16 protein-coding genes are annotated in these 19,907 nt (G+C 72.7%); 7 read left to right on the top strand and 9 right to left on the bottom strand.

The window, feature by feature from the left end; translation table 11 throughout:
- Positions 1 to 147: 147 nt before the first annotated feature.
- Entirely contained in the window at positions 148 to 3,018 is a 2,871-nt protein-coding gene (fxsT, locus tag WMF26_RS22675; RefSeq protein ID WP_061622067.1) for an FxSxx-COOH system tetratricopeptide repeat protein, read from the top strand.
- A gap of 121 nt (positions 3,019 to 3,139) precedes the next feature.
- On the opposite strand, the gene WMF26_RS22670 is transcribed toward fxsT, so the two are convergent.
- From WMF26_RS22670 to WMF26_RS22655, 4 genes are all read right to left on the bottom strand, one after another.
- Positions 3,140 to 4,465 carry a pyruvate dehydrogenase complex dihydrolipoamide acetyltransferase gene (locus tag WMF26_RS22670; RefSeq protein WP_437339096.1) on the bottom strand — a complete coding sequence of 442 codons (1,326 nt, stop codon included), beginning with the start codon at positions 4,463 to 4,465 and terminating at the stop codon, positions 3,140 to 3,142.
- 39 nt (positions 4,466 to 4,504) lie between these two features.
- On the bottom strand, positions 4,505 to 5,488 hold the full coding sequence (locus WMF26_RS22665) for a pyruvate dehydrogenase complex E1 component subunit beta (protein ID WP_437339095.1): 984 nt from the start codon (positions 5,486 to 5,488) through the stop codon (positions 4,505 to 4,507).
- Positions 5,485 to 6,462: a pyruvate dehydrogenase (acetyl-transferring) E1 component subunit alpha gene (gene pdhA / locus WMF26_RS22660; RefSeq protein ID WP_438002009.1), complete on the bottom strand. Its 978-nt coding sequence runs from the start codon at positions 6,460 to 6,462 to the stop codon at positions 5,485 to 5,487. The genes WMF26_RS22665 and pdhA overlap by 4 nt, the downstream gene beginning before the upstream one ends.
- 189 nt (positions 6,463 to 6,651) lie before the next feature.
- Positions 6,652 to 8,103: a serine/threonine-protein kinase gene (locus WMF26_RS22655; RefSeq protein ID WP_438002008.1), complete on the bottom strand. Its 1,452-nt coding sequence runs from the start codon at positions 8,101 to 8,103 to the stop codon at positions 6,652 to 6,654.
- A gap of 178 nt (positions 8,104 to 8,281) precedes the next feature.
- Between WMF26_RS22655 and WMF26_RS22650 the strand changes: the two genes are divergently transcribed.
- Entirely contained in the window at positions 8,282 to 9,337 is a 1,056-nt protein-coding gene (locus WMF26_RS22650; RefSeq protein WP_438002007.1) for a hypothetical protein, read from the top strand.
- Between the two features lie 30 nt (positions 9,338 to 9,367).
- On the opposite strand, the gene WMF26_RS22645 is transcribed toward WMF26_RS22650, so the two are convergent.
- Positions 9,368 to 9,949 (bottom strand): hypothetical protein, encoded by a 582-nt coding sequence (locus tag WMF26_RS22645; RefSeq protein ID WP_438002006.1) that lies wholly within the window; start codon positions 9,947 to 9,949, stop codon positions 9,368 to 9,370.
- Between the two features lie 130 nt (positions 9,950 to 10,079).
- On the opposite strand from WMF26_RS22645, the gene WMF26_RS22640 reads away from it, so the two are divergent.
- Entirely contained in the window at positions 10,080 to 11,183 is a 1,104-nt protein-coding gene (locus WMF26_RS22640; protein ID WP_438002005.1) for a M48 family metalloprotease, read from the top strand.
- A 164-nt stretch (positions 11,184 to 11,347) separates the two neighbouring features.
- Positions 11,348 to 11,677, top strand: a complete 330-nt coding sequence (locus WMF26_RS22635; RefSeq protein ID WP_061626525.1) for an FKBP-type peptidyl-prolyl cis-trans isomerase — start codon at positions 11,348 to 11,350, stop codon at positions 11,675 to 11,677.
- A gap of 105 nt (positions 11,678 to 11,782) precedes the next feature.
- Here the strand turns inward: WMF26_RS22635 and WMF26_RS22630 are convergent, their stop codons facing one another.
- The gene (locus WMF26_RS22630; RefSeq protein WP_438002004.1) at positions 11,783 to 13,006 is read right to left on the bottom strand and encodes a Stp1/IreP family PP2C-type Ser/Thr phosphatase; all 1,224 of its coding nucleotides are present in this window, start codon (positions 13,004 to 13,006) and stop codon (positions 11,783 to 11,785) included.
- A gap of 101 nt (positions 13,007 to 13,107) precedes the next feature.
- A complete protein-coding gene (locus WMF26_RS22625) occupies positions 13,108 to 13,923 on the bottom strand; it encodes a hypothetical protein (protein ID WP_438002003.1) in 816 nt (271 codons plus the stop codon).
- A gap of 134 nt (positions 13,924 to 14,057) precedes the next feature.
- Between WMF26_RS22625 and WMF26_RS22620 the strand changes: the two genes are divergently transcribed.
- The 3 genes from WMF26_RS22620 to WMF26_RS22610 all read left to right on the top strand — a co-directional run bounded on the left by WMF26_RS22620 (position 14,058) and on the right by WMF26_RS22610 (position 18,408).
- The gene (locus tag WMF26_RS22620; RefSeq protein WP_438002002.1) at positions 14,058 to 15,482 is read left to right on the top strand and encodes a sigma 54-interacting transcriptional regulator; all 1,425 of its coding nucleotides are present in this window, start codon (positions 14,058 to 14,060) and stop codon (positions 15,480 to 15,482) included.
- 464 nt (positions 15,483 to 15,946) lie between these two features.
- Positions 15,947 to 16,984 carry a deoxyhypusine synthase family protein gene (locus tag WMF26_RS22615; protein ID WP_437339085.1) on the top strand — a complete coding sequence of 346 codons (1,038 nt, stop codon included), beginning with the start codon at positions 15,947 to 15,949 and terminating at the stop codon, positions 16,982 to 16,984.
- 548 nt (positions 16,985 to 17,532) lie between these two features.
- Positions 17,533 to 18,408 carry a hypothetical protein gene (locus WMF26_RS22610; RefSeq protein ID WP_438002001.1) on the top strand — a complete coding sequence of 292 codons (876 nt, stop codon included), beginning with the start codon at positions 17,533 to 17,535 and terminating at the stop codon, positions 18,406 to 18,408.
- Between the two features lie 6 nt (positions 18,409 to 18,414).
- Here WMF26_RS22610 and WMF26_RS22605 read toward each other — a convergent pair whose 3' ends face one another.
- Both WMF26_RS22605 and WMF26_RS22600 read right to left on the bottom strand, forming a co-directional pair.
- Complete coding sequence (locus WMF26_RS22605; protein WP_438002000.1) at positions 18,415 to 18,666, bottom strand: hypothetical protein; 252 nt, start codon at positions 18,664 to 18,666, stop codon at positions 18,415 to 18,417.
- A gap of 105 nt (positions 18,667 to 18,771) precedes the next feature.
- A complete protein-coding gene (locus tag WMF26_RS22600; RefSeq protein ID WP_438001999.1) occupies positions 18,772 to 19,740 on the bottom strand; it encodes a hypothetical protein in 969 nt (322 codons plus the stop codon).
- Between the last annotated feature and the right edge of the window lie 167 nt (positions 19,741 to 19,907).

Genomic DNA, 19,907 nt, shown 5'->3' with positions numbered 1-19,907 from the left:
GGCAAACCCCCGAAGAAGCCATGGAGGTTCGACCCGCATGTATCCGCCGAGAGCGTCACAACCCGTCCCTTCCTGGGCCTTTCCCGAGCGCGTATTCTCGTTGCGCTCCAGGTCCGTCGTGAGACCTTAAGGCCCGCGAGAGGAACTATGGTTGCCTTGGCGACGAGCCCCGCCGATCTGTTCTTCTCCTACTCCCCGAGGGACGAGGACCTGCGGCCCAAGCTGGAGACCCACCTCGACGCGCTGAAGCGGCAAGGGGTCATCCGGACATACCAGGGCTTCGCCCTCGGCGGCGGGCGGGAGCGGAGAGAGGCGTTCGCGGCGAGGCTGCGCGAAGCGCGGGTCGTGCTGCTGCTCGTGAGCGCGGACTTCCTCAACACCGACGCGTGGCTCTCCCCGGAGCTCCGGGAGGCGATCGCCCGGCACGAGGCGGGGGAGTGCCGGGTCATCCCGGTCATCCTCCGGCCCTGCGCCTGGGAGAAGACGGCGCTCGGCAAGCTGCAGCCGCTGCCGAACCGCGCGCGGCCGGTGACGAGCTACCCCAACCAGAGCGAGGCGTTCACCGAGATCGCGAAGGGGATACGGAGCGCCGTGCGCGAGACGGAGCCGCCGACGCAGCGGCCGGCCCCCCGGCGGCCGTCGAGCTCGCCCGACGCAGAGCCGCACATCAAGAAGCTGCCGCCGCGCAACCCGAGCTTCACCGGGCGCGACCGGCTCCTCGACGAGCTGCGGAGCGCGCTCACGACGGGCGGGCCCGCGGCGCTCACGCAGGCGATCAGCGGCCTCGGCGGGATCGGCAAGACCCAGCTCGCCGCGGAGTACGCGCACCGGTACGCGAGCCAGTACAACGTCGTCTGGTGGGTCCGCGCCGAGGAGCCGGCGACGACGGCCGAGGACTTCGCGCGCCTCGCCGCGGCGCTCGACCTGCCGGAGCAGAACGAGGCCGACCAGCGGATCGCCATCGAGGCGGTCCGGTCGTGGCTGTCGCGCAACGACAAGTGGCTCCTCGTCTTCGACAACGTGAACGATCCGCGGGACGTCGCCCCGTACCTCCCGCACCCGCGCACCGGGCACATCCTCATCACCTCGCGCAACCCGAGCTTCCGCGGCATCGCCACGCCGCTCACCGTGCCGGCGCTCGATCGCGCCGACTCGGTGAAGTTCCTGCTCGAGAAGACCGGGCAGAGCGACGAGCGCGCCGCGGAGAGGCTCGCCGAGACGCTCGGCGACCTGCCGCTCGCGCTGGTGCAGGCGGCGGCGACCATCAAGGAGACGGGGTCGTCGATCGCGACCTACCACGCGGTCTTCGGCGACCACCAGCGCGAGCTCTTGCTCCGCGGCGTGCCGATGGATTACCCGACGCCGGTCGCCACCACCTGGGGCCTCGCGTTCCAGGAGGCGCAGCGCTTCTCGCCCGTCGCGGTCGATCTCCTGAGCCTGTGCGCGTTCCTCGCGCCCGACGACATCCCGCGCGAGGGCCTCGCCGACGCCGCGCCGCACCTGCCGCCGGCGCTCGCGGAGGCGCTGAGCGATCCGCTGATGCTCGACGAGGCGGTCGCCGCGCTGCGCCGCTACTCGTTCATCGACGTGCACGAGGGCGCGCTCTCGGTGCACCGGCTCGTCCAGGCGGTGGTGCGCGATCGCCTCTCGCCCCAGGACCGGCGGATGTGGGCCGAGGCGGCGGTCCGCCTCGTCGACCACGCGTTCCCCGAGAGCAGCGACGACGTGGAGACGTGGCCGTTCTGCGCCCGGTGGCTGCCGCACGCGCTCGCCGCCGCGAGCCAGGCCGAGGCGTACGACGTCGCGAAGGAGGTGCGCGGGCGGCTCCTCGCGCGGTTCGCCGTCTACCTGCAGGGGCGCGCGGCGTTCGCGGAGGCGAAGGGGTACCTCGAGCGGGCGCTCGCGCTGCACGAGGCGGTGTACGGCCACGACGATCCGAAGGTCGCCGCGGTGCTGCGCAGCCTCGGCAGCGTCCTGCACGATCTCGGCGACCTCGGCGGCGCGCGGGCCCACCTCGAGCGCGCGCTCGCGATCGACATCGCGCGCTTCGGCCCCGACCACCCGGAGGTCGCGCGCGACGTGAACGACCTCGGCAGCGTGCTCATGGATCAGGGCGACCTGCCCGGCGCGCGCAAGCACCTGGAGCGCGCGCTCGCGATCGACGAGGCGACGTACGGCCCCGACGACCCGAGCGTCGCGATACGGCTCAACAACCTGGGCGCGCTCTTCCGCGACCTCGGCGACTTCGCGGGCGCGCGCGTGCACCTCGAGCGGGCGCTCGCCATCGACATCCGCGCCTACGGGCCGGATCACCCGACCGTCGCGATCGGCCGCACGAACCTCGGCCGGCTGCTCCACGATCTCGGCGACCTGAAGGGCGCGCGAGAGCAGTTCGAGGAGGCGCTCAAGATCGACGAGCACAGCTACGGCCAGTACCACCCGCGCTTCGCGCTCGCGCTGAACAACCGCGGGCGCGTGCTGCGCGACCTCGGCGACCTCGCCGGGGCGCGCGCCGACTTCGAGCGGGCGCTCGCGATCGTCGAGGACACGTACGGGCCGGATCACCCGGACGTGGCGCGGGACATCAACAACCTCGGCAGCGTGCTGCGCGATCTCGGCGATCTCGAGGGCGCGCGGGCGAACTTCGCGCGCGTGCTGAGGATCGCCGAGGCGACCTACGGGCCGGATCACCCGGCCGTGGCGATCGGCTGCAACAACCTCGGCAGCGTGCTGCAAGCGCTCGGCGAGCTGCCCGGGGCGCGCGAGCAGCTGGAGCGGGCGCTCGGCATCGCGCAGGCGACCTACGGCCCGGATCACCCGGTCGTGGCGAGCATCGTGAACAACCTCGGGCGCGTGCTGCAGGCGCTCGGCGACTTATCCGGCGCCTGGCAGCAGATCGAGCGCGCCGTGGCGATCGCCACGAAGGCGCTCGGGCCGTCGCACCCGTCCGTGCAGATCTTCTCGCGGAACCTGGCGCGCCTCGGCGACGCCCTCGGCGGCGGCGCCGAGGCGACCTGAGCGCGAGCGCGGCGCCCGCGCGCCGTGGCGGTGAGCGCGGGACGCGCCGCGCGCGGTGACGCCGGGGGAGAGCCCCGGCGTCCGCTGCGTCCTGGTTGAGCGCTGGTCGTGGCGGGGAGGATCAGCCGAGCAGGATCTGCGTCGGGTGCTCCAGCAGCTGGCGCAGGACCTTGAGGAAGGTCGCGCCGACCGCGCCGTCGACGACGCGGTGATCGCAGGAGAGCGTCATGGCCATGCGGCGGCCCGGCACGACCTGCTCGCCGCGCACGACGGGCTCGCGGCGGACCTGGCCCACGGCGAGGATCGCGCCCTCGGGCGGGTTGATGACGGCCCCGAAGTTGTCGATCCCGTACATGCCGAGGTTCGAGATCGAGAACGTCCCGTTCGCCATCTCCTCGGGCCGCAGCTTCTTCGACTTGGCCTTCCCGGCGAGCTCGCGCACCTCGGTGGCGATCTCGAGCACCTGCTTGCGATCGGCGTCGCGCACCACGGGCGTGACGAGGCCCTCGGCGACGGCGACCGCCACCGAGATGTCGACGCGCCGGTGGACGAGGATCGCGTCCGACGTGAACTGCGCGTTGCACTCGGGCACGCGCACGAGCGCGATGGCACACGCCTTCACCAGGAGATCGTTGAAGCTGACCTTGGCCGGCTTCTCGCCCTCGGCCGCGGTCGCCGCGAGATCCGCGTTGATCTGCTCGCGCAGCGCGTTCAGCGGATCGGCGTCGACGTCGATCGAGAGGTAGAAGTGCGGGACCGTCTGCTTCGACTCGGTGAGGCGCCGGGCGATCGCCTTGCGCATCATGCTGAGCGGACGCACGTCCGGCGCGGCGAGCTCGCCGGGGGCGGCCGGCGCGGCCGCCGCGGCGGCCGGGGCCGGCTTCAGCCCCTCGAGGTCGCGCGCGACGATGCGCCCGCGCGGGCCCGATCCGGCGACGCTGGTGAGGTCGAGCCCGCGCTCGCGGCCGAGCTTGCGCACGTACGGCGAGGCCCGCACGCGCCCGTCGGACGCCGGCTGCGGCGCGGCCGGCTGCGTGGGCGGCGAGACCGCCTCGCCGCGCGCCGCGGGCGGCGCGGCCGTGCCGGGCGCGTCGCCGCTCGGCGCGGCGCCGCCCGCCGGCTGCGCGGCGCGATCCCCCTTGGGCTCCTCCGCCGCCGGCTTCTGCGCCGGAGCGCCGCCGCCCCCGGCGAGGGCGCTTACGTCCTCGCCCGGGTTGCCGATGATCGCGACGGGCTGGCCGAGCTGAACCACGCTGCCCGCAGGCACGAGGATCTTGAGCAACGTCCCTCGATCGAAGGACTTGTACTCCATGGTCGCCTTGTCGGTCTCGACCTCTGCGAGCAGATCGTCGATGTCGATCTTGTCGCCTTCCTTCTTGTGCCAGGCACTGATCTGCCCCTCCTCCATGGTCGGGGACAGCTTCGGCAGTTCCAGAACCTTCGCCATGGGTCTATCAACCTTGATCGGGGATGTGCGTCCGCTCAGTCAGCTTTTGTAGAGAACGCGGTGAACGTTTTCGATGATCCGCGCCGCCTGCGGGATCACGTACTGCTCCAGCCGTGCGTTGTAGGGCATCGGGACGTCGAGCGTCGTCGCGCGCAGGACGGGCGCGTCCAGCTCGTCGAACGCGAGCCGCTGGATGCGATCGGCGACCTCGGCGCCGACGCCGCCGTACGGCCACCCCTCGTGCGCCACGACCGCGCGGTGCGTCTTCGTGACGCTCTTCACGATCGTCTCCTCGTCGAGCGGGCGCAGCGACCGCAGGTCCACGATCTCCGCGCTGATGCCCTCCTTCTCGAGCTCCGCGGCCGCCTCGAGCGCCACGTGCACCATCCGGCTCCACGCGATGATCGTGACGTCGGTCCCCTCGCGCGGGATCGAGGCGACCCCGAGCGGCACGATGAAGTCGGGGTCGTCGGGCACCTCGCCCTTCACGCCGTAGAGCGTCTCGCTCTCCATGAAGAGCACCGGGTTGTCGTCGCGGATCGCCGACTTGAGGAGCCCCTTCGCGTCGGCCGGCATCGCGGGCGCGAGCACCTTGAGGCCGGGGATGTGCGCGTAGAAGTGCTCCATCGAGTGCGAGTGCTGCGAGCCGACCTGCCGCGCCGAGCCGTTCGGCGCCCGCAGCACGAGCGGGATGCTGAGCTGCCCGCCGGACATCTGCCGGAGCTTCGCCGCGTTGTTGAGGATCTGATCGAACGCGACGGCGGAGAAGTTCCACGTCATGTACTCGACGATCGGCCGCAGCCCGACCATCGCGGCGCCGATCGAGATGCCGGTGAACCCGCTCTCGGTGATCGGCGCGTCGATCACGCGCTTCGCGCCGAACTTCTCGAGCATCCCCTCGGTCACCTTATAGGCGCCCTGGTAGTGCCCGACCTCCTCGCCGACGAGGTACACCCGCTCGTCGCGCTCCATTTCCTCGATCATGGCGGCGCGAACCGCCTCCCGGAATCTTAGGACGGTCATCGCGCAAAAGGTCCTGCATAGGTTGTGGGCTCGAGCACCTCGGGCCCGGGTTCGGGGCTCTCCTCGGCGAAGCGGACCGCATCGGCGATCTCCTCTTCGACCTCCTTCTCGATCGCCTCGAGGGCGTCCTTGTGCCCCTTCTCCTCGAGCTCGACGCGCGAGCGCAGGAGCACGTCCTTCTTCTTGCGCTCCTCGAGCTCCTCCTTCGACCGGTACTTGCCCGGATCGCTCATCGAGTGGCCCCGGAAGCGGTACGTCCTGATCTCGACCAGCGTCGGCTCCGAGTGCTTGCGCGCCCGTTCGATGGCCTCGCCGAGGCGATCGCGCACCTGGAGGACGTGCTCGGAGTTGAAGCGATCGCGCTCCATCCCGTAGGCGAGCGCCTTCAGCGAGACGTCCTCGACCGAGAGCGTGCGGGAGAGCGGCGTCCCCATCGCGTACTCGTTGTTCTCGCAGACGAACACGATCGGCAGCTTCCAGAGCGCCGCGAGGGACATGCCCTCGTGGAAGTCGCCGATGCTCACCGCCCCCTCGCCGAAGAAGACCATCGAGACCCGGTCCTCGCCGCGGTACTTCGACGCGAACGCGGTCCCGACGGCGATGGGGATGTGGCCGCCGACGATGCCGTAGCCGCCGAGCATGTTGTGCTCTTTGTCGAAGAAGTGCATCGAGCCGCCGAGCCCCTTCGAGCACCCGGTGACCTTGCCGTAGAGCTCCGCCATCGCGGCGCGCGCGGTCATCCCGCGGGCGAGGGCGAGGCCGTGATCGCGGTAGGTCGTCATCACGTAGTCGTCAGGGCGGAGCGCCGCGGAGGCGCCGACGGCGATGGGCTCCTGACCGATGTACAGGTGAAGGAACCCGCCGATCTTGCTCTGCGCGTACGCGCGGGCCGCTTCTTCCTCGAAGCGGCGTATCTGAAACATCTTTCGGTAGAGCGACAGATGGAGATCGTCGCCGTTTGTCAGGGTAGTCATCGCGGGGATCTCAAGGGGCAGAACAGCGTTCCAGACGGTCGCCAGCGCGGCGGTCGGCGTGAGCGCGAGCGCCTCGTCGGGACCCGACGAGGCGCTCGACGTCGAGCCGTTCCGGACAGCGACGCCGCTTACCCGGGCTCCTTTAGGTGAGTTTTTTCCTCGTGACAACGCCACCGCGATCTCTGCCGTTCAACGCGCAGCAGCATCGGCCGCTCCAGCGTCGGGCGCGTCGGGTGGGTCCGGCGCGGTGTTGGTGGTCTCCGGCGCGTCGAGGTCGTCGACCTCGGGCTCCGGCGTCCCTGCGTCCGCGCCGTGCTCGTCCTCGGGGAGGGTGACCGACGCGGGCCGGCTCGGGTCGCTGTCCGGCGGGCTCGCGCTGGGCTCCGCGCTGCCCGCCGCGCGCGGGGTGGATGATGATGATGACGCGGCGGGCGGCGAGGTCTCGGCGGCCCCGTGCTTCGGGCGCGCAGGCCGCGCCGAGGGGACGGCGCTCGGCCGCGGCGCCGCGGACGACGCGGCCGGCGCCGCCTGCGCGGGGGGCTCCTCGACCGGCGCGTCCGTCGATCGCATCGCCGTGCGGACGAGCAGGACGGCCGTCGCCACGACCACCGCCGCGCCGAGGACGACCTGACCCATCTTCCGCTCGCGGGGAGGGAAGTCGTCGCCGAGCGGATCCGCGCGCACCGCGCCCGGCTCCGTGGACAGCGCCGCCGTCGCGGCGGCGGGGCCCTCCAGCATACGCCTCGGCAGCTGGCTCGAGGCCGCCCACTCCAGGCTGTCGGCGAACGCGGCGCCGAACGCGTCGCAGCTCGGGTACCTGTCCTCGGGCCGCTTCGACAGGCCGCGCGCGAGCACCTGATCGAGCGACGGCGGCGCGCCGACCTCCTGCGCGATCGGCGGCGGATCGTCGCTCGCGATCTTCGACGCGACCGAGACCGCGTCGTCGCCCGGGAACGCGCGCTTGCCGGAGATCGCCTCGTACATCACGGCCGCGAGCGAGAACTGATCGCTCTCGGGCGAGAACTTCCCGGCGCGGAACGTCTCCGGCGCGCTGTACGCGGGCGTGCCCATCAGCCCCCCCTGGTGCGTCAGCGTCGAGTCCGGGATCCTGGCGATCCCGAAGTCGGCGATCTTGCCGCCGTTCGCGGAGAGGATGATGTTCTCCGGCTTGATGTCGCGGTGGACGATGCCGGCGCGGTGCGCGATCGTGAGCGCCTCGCCGAGCTCGCGCGCCAGCCGCGCCGCCTGCGCGGCCGAGAGCGGGCGCTCGAGGAGGTGCTGCTTCAGCGTCGGCCCCTCGACGTACTCGAAGACGAGGTAGAGCCCGAAATCCGGGTCCTCGCCGACGTCGTGGAGCGTGACCAGGTTCGGGTGGGTCACGCGGGCGGCGGCGCGCGCCTCGTGGCGCATCCTCACGACGAGCTGCTCGCGGACGTCGCGCGGGATGCGGAGGTCGTCCCGCAGGTGCTTCAGCGCGACGTCGCGATCGAGCACCGGATCGTGCGCGAGCAGCACGCGCCCCATCGCCCCCTCGCCGAGGAGGCGTTGCACGTGGTAGCGGCCGAGGGCGGCGGGCAGCGCGGCGCCGTCGCTCGGCGGTGCGAGCGCGCCGTGGCCATCGGGGGACGAGGATCGAGGCACGTCGCGTCGTTTCTATCCGTCCAGCGGCCCCGGCGGAAGGCCTGGCCGGCGTCCCGCTTCCGGTTATGCTCTGCCGCGGCGCGCTCCAGGTCGACGGGCGGCGCTCGAGGCGCTTGCGGCGGCGGTTCCCGCAGGGCCCGGCGGCACGCGGTATCCAGCGAGGGCGCAGCGAGTACAGATGAGCACCGAGAGCGCGTCGAAGCCGGCCCGAGCCGCCGGAGCCCCCAAGAAGCGAGGCAAGGCCAAGTACATCGTGCTCCTCGCCCTCGTGTTCGCCGTCGTCCTCGCCCAGCAGACCGGCCTCCTCGGCTTCGGGCTGGCGCGCCTCCGCGCGGCCACGTTCCCGAAGGACGAGTCGCTGCTCGAGTATGTCCACGGCAGCGCTCCCGGCGTGGTGATCGTCGACCCGCACCAGCTCGATCTGAAGGCGCTCGGCGAGGAGGGCGGCGCGGTGCGGCAGCATGTCGAGCGCACCCGCGACGACATCAAGAAGGCGACGGGCATCGATCTCGGGTTCGACGTCGACAAGCTGGTCCTCTCCCCGTCGCTCGTGGTCGCGCGCGGGCGCTTCGACGAGCGGAAGCTCGCGGCGCGCCTCGCGGAGCACAGCTACGTCCAGGCGGAGTACAAGGGCGTGAAGTACCTGCTCCGCGCCGGCGAGGACGCGATCGCCGTGCGCGACGGCTCGATCCTGCTGTACGGCGCCGAGCCCGACCTCCGCGCGAGCATCGACGCCGAGGAGGCGGACGCGTCGCTGGCGAGCCGGGAAGAGGTCACCTCGCGCCTCGCGCACATCGGGTGGGATCGCCCCCTCCTGGGCGTCGCCCTGCTCGCCGAGAGCAAGCCGAGCCTCCGGGCGATCCTCACCGGGTCGACCGGCCCGCGCGCCGTCACGGTCGGCGTCTCGACGAAGGGGGGCCTCTCGGCGACCGTCGCGATCGACGCCGCGTCGGCCGACGCGGCCGAGGAGCTCCGGAAGCTCCTGGAGGAGAAGCGCGCGAACGTGGACGCGCTGAAGGCGCTCGTCGGCGCGGAGCCCGGCGCGGCGCTCGCCGAGGTCGCGAAGCGCGCGACGCTCGCGGTGGATCCGGCCGCGGCCCGGCTCACGGTGCAGGTGGACGTGCGGCCCGAGGAGCTCGATCGGCTGGCGAAGGCCGGCCAGGCGGCGGCGGGCTCGCTCGGGGAGATGTACAAGAACGTGCGGCTGCTCCAGCTCCTCGCGCCGGGGCCCTGACGCCGTCCGGGCGGAGGGCCGTCCGGCGTCCTAGGGCTCGGCGCAGCGCGGGCACCGCGCCTCGACGCGGTCGGTCGCGCTCTTGACGCGGGTGCGCGCGGCGTCGCACCGCGCGTCCGCGTCGCCGGCCAGCCCGCAGAGGTGCTGCGCGGCGCGGCTCATCGACGCGAGCGCGCGGCACGCGGTCTCGCACGGCGCCGCGGACACCGGCGCGGCCTCGGCCTTCTTGGCCGGGTGCCCGCCGGCCGTGGTCGTCGCCCGCGTGGACGGCGCCGGGGCGCTGCCGGAGGACTCCGCAGGCGCCGCGCGCGGCGGCGACGGCGCCGCTGCCGGCGGCGGCGGCGCTGCCTGCGCCGCGGCGCGATCCTCCTCGTGAGCGGCCGGTACGCCGAGGGCCTGGTCGAGCTCGCCTTCCGCGCGCTCGAGCGCCGCGAGCGCGTCGTCGGCCGTCTCGATGGAGCCCTCCTCGCGCGGCGCCGCGGAGGCGGCGGTGCCGGCCGGCTCCGGCGCCGCGGGCGCATGCGCGACGGAGGCGCCGCCGCACCCCGCGAGCGCGACGGCGCTGATCCACAGGGGGGCGGCGGCCACAGACCAGGCTCGGATTCTGTTCATCGGTCCTCCTGCGCCTGACGCCCGGGCTGCGGCTTTCGGCTCACCGCGGCGCGCGAGCCGCGCCGCGCTGGGATCCTGCGCGCGCCGGAGCGCAGGTTGACGCCCGCTCCGTGCGCTATGCTCGCGGGCGATGAACCTGCTTCGATCGATCGGCGCCCTCGCTCTGGCTCTCGGCCTCGTCGCAGGCTGTCAGCGGAGCAGCTCGCGCCGGCCTCCGTCACAGCCTACGTACGGCCAGGGCTACCCTCCGTACGGCGCGCCCCCGCAGGGCTACCCGCAGCAGCAGCCCGGCTACCCGCAGCAGCAGCCCGGCTACCCGCAGCAGCAGCCCGGTTACCCGCCGGCGCAGACCGGGCCCGCGCCCGCGCCGACCTTCTCCGTGCCCACGGTGCCCGGGCTGCCGGTGCTCGGCGACCCCATCAACGACATCAACATCGGCTGGCTGCAGTCCGAGGCCGGCGTCGTCATGGGCGCGCTGATCGGCGCGCTGCCGTCGGGCGCGCAGCAGAAGGTGAAGGGCATCCCCTTCATCGCCGATCCGACGGTCGGCGAGGTGAACGCGTTCGCCGGCTGCGACGACCAGCGGATGCCGTTCATGGCGATCACCGACGGGCTGCTCGAGGTGCAGGCGCAGATCGCGCAGTTCAAGGCGACCGACGAGATCTTCGGGACGAGGAAGCTCGACGAGTTCCTGCGGATGCTCGCGCAGCGGCAGCGGCCCGGGCAGCCGATCATCCGGCCGCCGATGGGCTTCATCGACCCCGCGCAGCACACCGACGCGCGCAAGGTCGAGCGGCAGCGCCAGCTCTACCAGGAGCAGCTCGCGTTCGTGCTCGGCCACGAGCTCGGCCACCACCACCTCGGCCACACGGGCTGCGCGAACGGGCAGGGCGGCAGCCGCGGCGTCACGCCCGCGGATCTCGGGCGGATGCTGTCGCGCGCGCTCCCCGTCTTCAACCAGCCGAACGAGATCGCCGCGGACGTCGCGGGCGTGAACAACCTGCTCTCCGCCGGCGCGCGGCGGCAGGGGTACCGGTGGACCGAGGGGGGCGCGATGCTCACGCTCGGCTTCTTCGCGTCGCTCGATCAGCTCACGCCGGCCGCGATCCTGTTCGCCTTCGAGCAGACGCACCCGCACCCGGCGCTGCGCCAGCCCGTCGTGCAGCAGACCGCGAACACCTGGCGGCTGACCGGCGGCGCGCCCGTGTTCACGTTCCCCGGCCTCGGCGGCTGACCCGCGGTATCTCCGGGCTCCTGCGCGCTCGCGAGCGCTCGCTCGGGGCGCTCGCGAGCGCTCGCTCGGGGCGCTCGCGAGCGCTCGCTCGGGGCGCCCGCGCGCTGCTTCGGCTTGACGCGACCGCGCGGCGCTCCTCCCATCGGCGTCGAAAGGAGTCATTCATGCAAGCAGGGCTAGGGATCGAGGACCTCAAGGAAGGGACGGGCGACGAGGCGAAGCACGGCCAGCTCGTGACCGTTCACTACGTCGGCACGCTGACGAACGGCAGCAAGTTCGACAGCTCGCGCGACCGCAACCAGGGCTTCTCGTTCAAGCTGGGTGCCGGGCAGGTGATCAAGGGGTGGGATCAGGGGGTCGCCGGCATGAAGATCGGCGGCGTCCGCAAGCTGACGATCCCGCCGGAGCTCGGCTACGGCGCTCGCGGCTTCCCGCCCGTGATCCCGCCCAACTCGACCCTCATCTTCGAGGTCGAGCTGCTCGCGCTCAAGTGATGCGCCGCGTTGCCCCCGCAGCGCCGGCCGCGGCTCGCGATCGGCGCGCGGGGCGGCGCGCGCGCGTCTCGCGCCGCGCGTCTCGTGAAGCGAGACGCGCGCCGCTCACGGCTTGATGGGCGCGCCGCACTCGACGCAGAAGCGGTTGCCGATGAAGAGCTCGTGCTTGCAGTGCGCGCACCGCGCGACGCGCACCTCGGTCTGGCGCTTCGCGGGCTTCGCCGGCGCGGCTTCCTTCACCGGGGGCGCCGCCGGCCTCGGGTCGGCCGCGACCGCCGCGTAACGGCCGGAGCCAGCGGCCGCGCGAGAGCGCCGGTCCGTGAACGGCGCGGCGGCCACGCGCGACATCGCGCCCGCGGCGCCCTGGGCGTGGCTTCGCAGGCCGTTGCCCGCGACGGAGTGGATCGGCTGCGCCGCGATGCGCTCGTCGCCCGAGGAGGCGGCCGCGTCGAGATCGGCCTCCTCGGCCCGGGCCCGCGCCGCGCGCACCGGCGGCGGCGGGAGCATCGCGCCGAGCTCGTCGATGTGGTGGGGCCGGGTGTCCTCGAGCTCCGCGCTGTCGGGCTGCCGCTCGTCCTCCGCCTCCGGCAGGATGCGGACGATCAGCGCCGAGATGTTGTCGGTCCCGCCCGCCTCGTTGGCCATCTCGATGAGGAGCTCGCAAGCCTCGTGCGGGTCCTGGGTGACGTCGAACACATCGAGCATCTGCTGCTCCGAGACCATCCCGCTCAGCCCGTCCGAACAGAGCAGGAAAGCGTCGCCGGGCTCGATGCGCTCCGAGCGGATGTCGACCTTCACCGCGTCCTTCATGCCGAGCGCGCGCGTGATGATGTTCTTCGGGAGCCTCGCCAGCTCGTCCTGGCTCAGGTCGGGCTTGAGCGCGAGGGCGTCGTTGATGAGCGAGTGGTCCTTCGTGAGCTGCTCGATCTCGCCGTGCCGGATCCGGTAGCAGCGGCTGTCGCCGACGTGCCCGACGTGGATCCGGTCGGTCTCGCGCGACACGTAGGCGGCGACCACCGTCGAGCCCATGCCCTGGTGCTGGGTGTACGTGTTCGAGATGACGAACACATCGTGGTTCGCCTTGCGGATCGCCGCGACGACGCGCCGTGCCTCGGGATCGAGCTCCTGCTCGTCGGCGGGGACGGGGCCGGGCAGGCTGCCCGCGCGGGTCGCCTCGAAGAAGTTGTCGAGCGATTTTGTCGCGAGCGCGCTGGCGACGTTGCCCGCGTTGTGCCCGCCCATGCCGTCGGCCACGACGAAGAGACCGAGATCGGACTTCACGAGGACGTTGTCCTCGTTGTGCTTCCGCTGGCGTCCAACGTCGGTCACGGCAGCCGCGACGGGTCGGGTGCGGCTGCTCGTCCTGAACTCGCCCATTCGCGGCTGATTATACCCGTCCGGCCCCCCGGACCGCCCACATTCCGGCTGCTTTACCGGCGGACCGCCCCCGGGGAGCCGGCCGCCTGGACGGCGATCCTCCGAGACGTACCGGCCGAGACGGCCGATGTGCGCGCGCCTCGGGGGACGGGATCCAGCGCGAGGCGCAGGCCGAACTGGAAGAATCCGTAGGCGGTGGCCTCGGAGCGCTCGCCCGGGCGCGAGAGGTAGGTGCCGGCGTCGAGCTCGGCGAACACCCCGACGCCAAAGCTCGACACGGGGTAGAAATCGCCGCCCAGCGCGATGCGGGCGACGTCGAGCCCATGGAATACATGGTCGGAGGCTGTCGGCCCCGCGGCCGAGCCCTCCTGCCAGGTGAGGACGGCCCGCCGGTAGCCCACGCCGTAGCTGATCCACGGGTCGAAGGCGATGCCCTGGGCGAGGTGGTAGACGAACCCGAGGCCGATATCGAGGCTCCGGCCGGAGCAGCCGTCGCAGCCGGCGGCTGCGGGGAGCAGGGCGTAGGAGCCGCTCGCTTCCACGACGGTCACGCGGCTCAGCCCGAGGCCGACGTTGGCGCCGAACGCGAGGCCGCCCGAGACCTTCTCGCTGACCGGCTGGCCGGCGGCCATGCTGCCGAACGGCAGGTTGTAGCCGGCGCGTCCCTGGAGCAGGACGTGCCCGCTCCGTTCGTCCGGCCCGGCGGGGCGCTTCGCGCCGGCCTCCGGCCCGGGCTCCTCGTCGTCGTCGACGGCGGCCGACGTGTCTCGATCTGCTGGCTGGGCGAGGGCCTGGTTGGCCGAGAGCACCCAGGCCGCTGCCGCCGCGCCGAGCGCCGGCGCGATCCACCCTGTTGAGCGCGATGCCACGAACGGCCTCTAGAACAGCGCGGTCCCGAGCGCAAAGGGGGTGACGGGCCGGCGCGAGGAATGTCGACGCGGCGGGGAGAGCGAGGCGAGCGACGCAACTGCGCCCCGCGCGCCGACGACAGACCTCCTGGACCATGGACAACGCACCGACCCGCAGCGAAGAGGATCGCGATTTCAGGCCCGTCACGCCCGTTCACCCCGCCGCGCCCGCCACGCCCGCCGCGGCGCTGCGGAGGGGGCCCGCCGGGGCGCCCGGCGGTCGGCCGGGCCCGAGAGCTCAGGGCGGCGAGGCCCGGTCGATCCGGGACGCCACGCTCGAGCTCGTGGAGGATGGCGAGGCGCTCGCCACGGTGTGGCTCCGCTGCGATCAGAGCGGCTGGAGCGCGCCGGTGCGGATCGCGGTCGGGCCGGGCGCCGAGCTCGTCGTGGGCAGCGCCCCGGCCGCGGACGTGAGGATCGACGACGTCGCGGTGAGCGCTCGCCACTGCCGGGTCGCGCACCGCGGCGCCTCGATCGAGGTGACCGATCTCGACTCGCGCAACGGCGTCCGCGTCGGCGGCGTGCGGGTGCGGCAGGCGATGCTCGTTCCCGGCGGCTGCTTCGAGATCGGCCGCACGGCGGTGTGCGTCGAGGCGGCGCGGCGGGTGCCGCCGATCGAGGAGGGGCCGCCGTTGCCGTCGCTCGTCGGCCGCTCGCGGCCGATGCGGCAGCTCGCCGCGACGGTGCGGCGGGTGGCGCCGCTGCAGCTCCCCGTGCTCCTGCGCGGCGAGTCGGGCACGGGCAAGGATCTGGTCGCCCGGGCGATCCACGCGATGAGCGCGCGGGCCGACGGGCCGTTCGTGGTGCTGAACGCCGCCACGATCCTGCGCGACATCGCCGAGTCCGAGCTGTTCGGCCACCGGCGTGGCGCGTTCACCGGCGCGCATCGGGACCGGCGTGGCGCGTTCGTCGAGGCCAACCAGGGCACGCTCTTCCTCGACGAGATCGCGGCGCTCTCGCTGGAGGTCCAGGCGAAGCTCTTGCGCGTCGTGGAGGAGGGGGTGGTGCGCCCGCTGGGCGGGGAGGGGTCGACGCCGGTCAACGTGCGGCTCATCGTCGCGACCTGCGAGCCCCTGGAGACGCTCGTCGCCGAGCGCCGCTTCCGCGCGGACCTCTACGAGCGCCTCGCGGTGTGCCGGATCCACCTCCCCGCACTGCGGGAGCGGCCGGAGGACATCCCGCTCCTCGCCGAGCACCTGCTGGCGACGTCCGAGATCGGCCCGCGGCAATTGTCCCCCGGGGCGCTCGTCGCGCTGCGGGCGCACCGCTGGCAAGGCAACGTCCGGGAGCTGCGGAACGTGCTCATTCAAGCGGCGTTGCGCGCGCACGGCCGCGTGCTGCCGGAGCACATCACGGCCGTCCTCGCCGATCGCGAGCCGCCGATCCGGCGGAAGATCACGCCCGCGGACGCGCTCCGCGCCTTCGAGGAGGTGGGCGGCAACATCAGCGCCGCGGCGCGGCTCGCGGACGTCCCGCGGTCGACGATGCGGGATCTGCTGCGGGCCGCGAGGGAGCGGTGAGGGCGGCGTGTGGCGCTTTCCTGGGAGCACGCGCCGGCGGGGGGCTGTGCGCGGCGGCGCGCGGGTGGGCGCTCGGCCATCCGCCAAGACTGGGACGGGGGAGCTTGCGCTGAGAACACCGCCCGGCATGTCTCCCTTCGGGCCTTGCCACCTGGGACGTTTCGTCGCGCGCCACACAAGGCGCGCCTGAGACGTGGAGCCCGCTGGGACCTTATGGCACCTCGGTCGGTGCTCGCCGCGCCCGCCCGCGCGCCGCCGCGCACAGCCCCCCGCCGGCGCTTACGCCGTCGTAGGAGGAGGGCCGAGCTGCAGGCGACGAGGCGATTGTCGTGCTAGGGTTCCCCCGAAGCCACCCGACGCTGCAATGGCGGCCCGGCCTGCGCCGGTCCGTAGCGCGTCCCTGGTGGCTTGCGCGACCCGAGACCACCGGGACGACCTTCGTGGTCGCCGAGGCTCGGCGAAACATGTCTGGAACGACGTCGGCGTCCACGACGCTGCCCCTCCTCTCGTTCGTTCTCCGCAACTACAAGAATTTCAACGCCCGCGCGACGCGCGACGCGCTCCTCGCCTACTGGGAGCACATCGAGCGCGGGGGGAAGATGTTCTGGGCCGTGGCCGGGGCGATGTCTTCGGCCCAGCTCGGCATCACCCTGGCGCCGGCCATCCGCGCCGGCCTGATCCACGGCATGTCGGTGACCGGCGCCAACCTGGAGGAGTCGCTGTTTCGCCTCGTGGCGCATGACGGCTACCGCGACTTCCCCGACTACCGTTACTTCACCAAGCAGGACGACACGCGGATCCTCGAGGACCGGATGCGGCGCGTGACCGACACCAGCATCCCCGAGGACGAGGCTTTCCGCGCGGTGGAGAAGCACATCGTCCCCATGTGGGAGCGGGCGACGGCGAGCGGCGAGCGCCGCTTCTGGCACGAGTACTTCTACGAGCTGGTCCGGGCGGTCGAGCCCGCGCTCCACCGCGGACCGCCCGAGGAGTGCTGGTTGCTGGCTGCCGCGGAGGCCGGGCTGCCGCTGGTGGTCCCGGGCCACGAGGACTCGACCTTCGGCAACATCTTCGCGTCCTACGTGAGGCGGGGCGAGTGCTCCCCGAGCATCGTGAAGTCGGGCATCGAGTACATGGCCGCGCTGTACGATCAGTACCGCGCGCTCAGCGCGGGCGCGGGCGTCGGGTTCTTCCAGATCGGCGGGGGCATCGCGGGGGACTTCCCCATCTGCGTGGTGCCGTCGCTCAAGTACGATCTCGACGAGCCGGCCCGGCCCTGGGCCTACTTCTGCCAGATCTCCGACTCGACGACGTCCTACGGCTCGTACTCCGGCGCCACGCCCAACGAGAAGATCACCTGGGACAAGCTGACGGCGGACACGCCCATGTTCGTGATCGAGTCGGACGCCACCATCGTGGCGCCGCTCCTGCTCGGAGCGCTGCTCGAGTGCAAGCGCCACCCGGCCGAGGCTCGGGCCATCATCGAGGCGGGCGGCGCGTGAGCGTCGGCTCAGTCCCTTAATCCCAGCAGCTCCCGGCGCCCTGCCAGCAGCTCCCGGCGCCTGCCCGGCAGGCCCGGGATGCCTGCCAGCACCCGCTGGTAGGGCTCCTCGGGCCTGCTGGTACAGCTCCCTGGATCTGCTGGTACGGCTCCTCGGGCCTGCTGGTACAGCTCCCTGGATCTGCTGGTAGGGCTCCTCGGGCCTGCTGGTACAGCTCCCTGGATCTGCTGGTGCGGCTCCTCGGACGTGCTGGTGCGGCTCCTCGGACGTGCTGGTGCGGCTCCTCGGACGTGCTGGTGCGGCTCCTCGGACGTGCTGGCACGGTTCCCGGCCGTCTCGGCGGCGCTGGCCGTGCTCCCGGGCCGCTGGGTCGCGCTCGCGGCTTGCTGGGTTCGCGCCCCGGCCCGCTGGTGCGCATCCCGGGCGCGCTGGCGCAGGTCCCCGGCGTCGACACCGTGCTTCCGGACGGCCGCATCTTGCCTGGTGCGGCCGCGAGCTCTGCCGCAGTGCTACGCCTGCCCGCTCGCCACCCCACTGGAGGTAGGTTCATGGGAATCGAACTGTCACAAGAGCAGCACGCCGTCCTGAAGGAGACCCGCGCGGTCGCGACCCCCGCGGAGTTTCAGGCTCTCCTCGATGCCGCGCGGCCCGAGATGGACCGCATCGTCCGTGAGGTCATGGAGCCGAGCCAGCCCATCTCGATCACCCTCACGGAGCTCCGGGACCTCTACCTGGCCGTCGTCCAGTACGAGGCGCCGCTCGCGAGCAAGGCCTACGGCCCCGAGCGCCGCGCGCTGCTCCGCGGCGCCATCCAGCTCCTCGACACCGCGAACCTCTGGTTCGGCGAGGGCAAGCGGACCGGCGCCTACCAGGTGCGGCCCATCGACCAGGTGATCAAGGCGAGCCGGCCGTGGCGCGCGCGGCTCAAGGCGTTCGCCGACCAGGCGTTCGCGTTCGAGCCGGACGTCGCCGAGCAGTTCGCCGACGTCAACACGAGCGGCACGCTCGCCGAGGAGACCAGCGATCTCGCCATGCTGCTCCGGCTCGCCAAGCAGCACCGGGCCCGCCTCGCGCCCGTCGGCCTCACCGAGGACTTCCTGCGCGAGGGCAGCGCCCTGCTCGACGAGGTGAGCGGCCGCGACCTGCTCGGCATCCTCGGCCTGCGCAACCGGGAAGAGGCGATGGTGCTCCGCAACTCCATCGTGACGTACGCCACGCTGCTCGGGAACGAGGCGCGCGCCGCCGGCGTCAACGCCTGCTGGGACATGCCCGAGGCGAAGCGCCGCTTCAGCGCCACCTCGTTCCGCAACGCCCTGCGGAGGCTCCGCCCGAAGCGCCGCGGCAGCGCCGCCGCGCCGGACGAGCCGGCGCCCGTCGAGACCAAGCCCGCCGAGCCGAAGCCCGTCGAGCCCGCCCCGGTCTGAAGCCACTCAAGGGGCGGTGCCCCGGAGGCGCTTCTTGATCGTCTCCTGAACGTCGGGGGGGAGCGACTGGAGATGCTCCTCGGCGAGCATGCGCAGCACCTCCACCGGGAGCAGGAGGATCACCTGCTCGGGGGTGAGGCCGGCGAGCCGCTGCTCGAGGGTGAGGCCGGCGAGCCGCTTCTCCACAGGCATCGCCTCGACCAGCTTCTGGAACATCTCCTCGGCCTCCGGGAGCTCCTCGATGTCCGGCTGCTTCATCCTCGTATCCCTCATCCCACGGGCCGCTGATCGCACACCGAGATCAAGCAGGCGACGTCGTCCTCGATGGCGCACTCAGTGGGCCTTGCTCTCGCGAGCCGCGCGTCAATGAGCGGTGCCCCGGAGGCGCTTCTTGATCGTTTCCTGAACGTCGGCGGGGAGCGACTGGAGATGCTCCTCGGGGAGCATGCGCAGCACCTCCACCGGGAGCGCGAGGATCACCTGCTCGGGGGCGAGCCCGGCGAGCCGCTGCTCGGGAGCGAGCCCGGCGAGCCGCTGCTCGGGAGCGAGCCCGGCGAGCCGCTGCTCGGGAGCGAGCCCGGCGAGCCGCTGCTCGGGAGCGAGCCCGGCGAGCCGCTGCTCGGGGGCGAGCCCGGCGAGCCGCTGCTCGGGAGCGAGCCCGGCGAGCCGCTTTTCCACGGGCATCGCCTCGACCAGCTTCTGGAACATCTCCTCGTACCCCGGGAGCTCCTCGATGTCCGGCTGCTTCATCCTCGTGTCCCTCATCCACTGCTTCAGCCACCGCGCTGCCTCGCCCGGCTGGGCGGGCCGATGGCTGAAGAGCCGCAGGTAGTCGTCGCGTTCCGCGTCGGTCACCTCGTCCGTGATGACGAGGTACGTAGTGTACATCGGCCCGTCGATACGCGCATACCCGCCCCCGAGCGGGCTCAGGGTCCAACCCTTGCGCGCCAGATCCTCGCGCAGCGTCGGCGTCACCGACGCGACCACCAGCACCAGCGTCAGGTCCCCTGGCGCCGGTAGCTCGTCGAGGTGGGCCGTCTCGTACAGTCCGCCATAGGTCACGAGCCGCACCAGATCGCCGGGCCGGAACGACGACTCGACGGGGCTCTTGTACTCCACGATCGCCACCCGCCCGAGCCGCGCCCAGAGCGCGCGCAGCACGAGCGCCTGATCATCCATCCGCTCGGCGCCGACCCGTCGGAGGAGCAAGAGGTCCGCGCGCTGAGGCTCGATCGTGAGCCGCACCTCGGACAGGACCTCGAAGTTCGGCGGAGCCCGGCCCGCGACGAGGCTCACGAACGCCAGGTGCCAGAGGTCGAATCGCAGCTCCACGACGGCGAGGCTACCTAGCGACGAACCCAGGTCAACCGAAGTGGACGGCTTGTGCGGCGGCGGTCCACAGCGCGAGCCGCCGCTGATGCTCGCACGCGCGGCGCGACGCGATAGGCCCCAGGCCGTCTTCCGTCTTCCGTCTTCCGTCTTCCGTCTTCCGTCTTCCG

The sequence above is a fragment of the Sorangium sp. So ce185 genome (genome assembly GCF_051526825.1).
Lineage (GTDB): Bacteria > Myxococcota_A > Polyangia > Polyangiales > Polyangiaceae > Sorangium > Sorangium cellulosum_D.
Note: the sequence above shows the minus strand (reverse complement) of the source record. Positions and strands in the feature narration are given on the sequence as shown.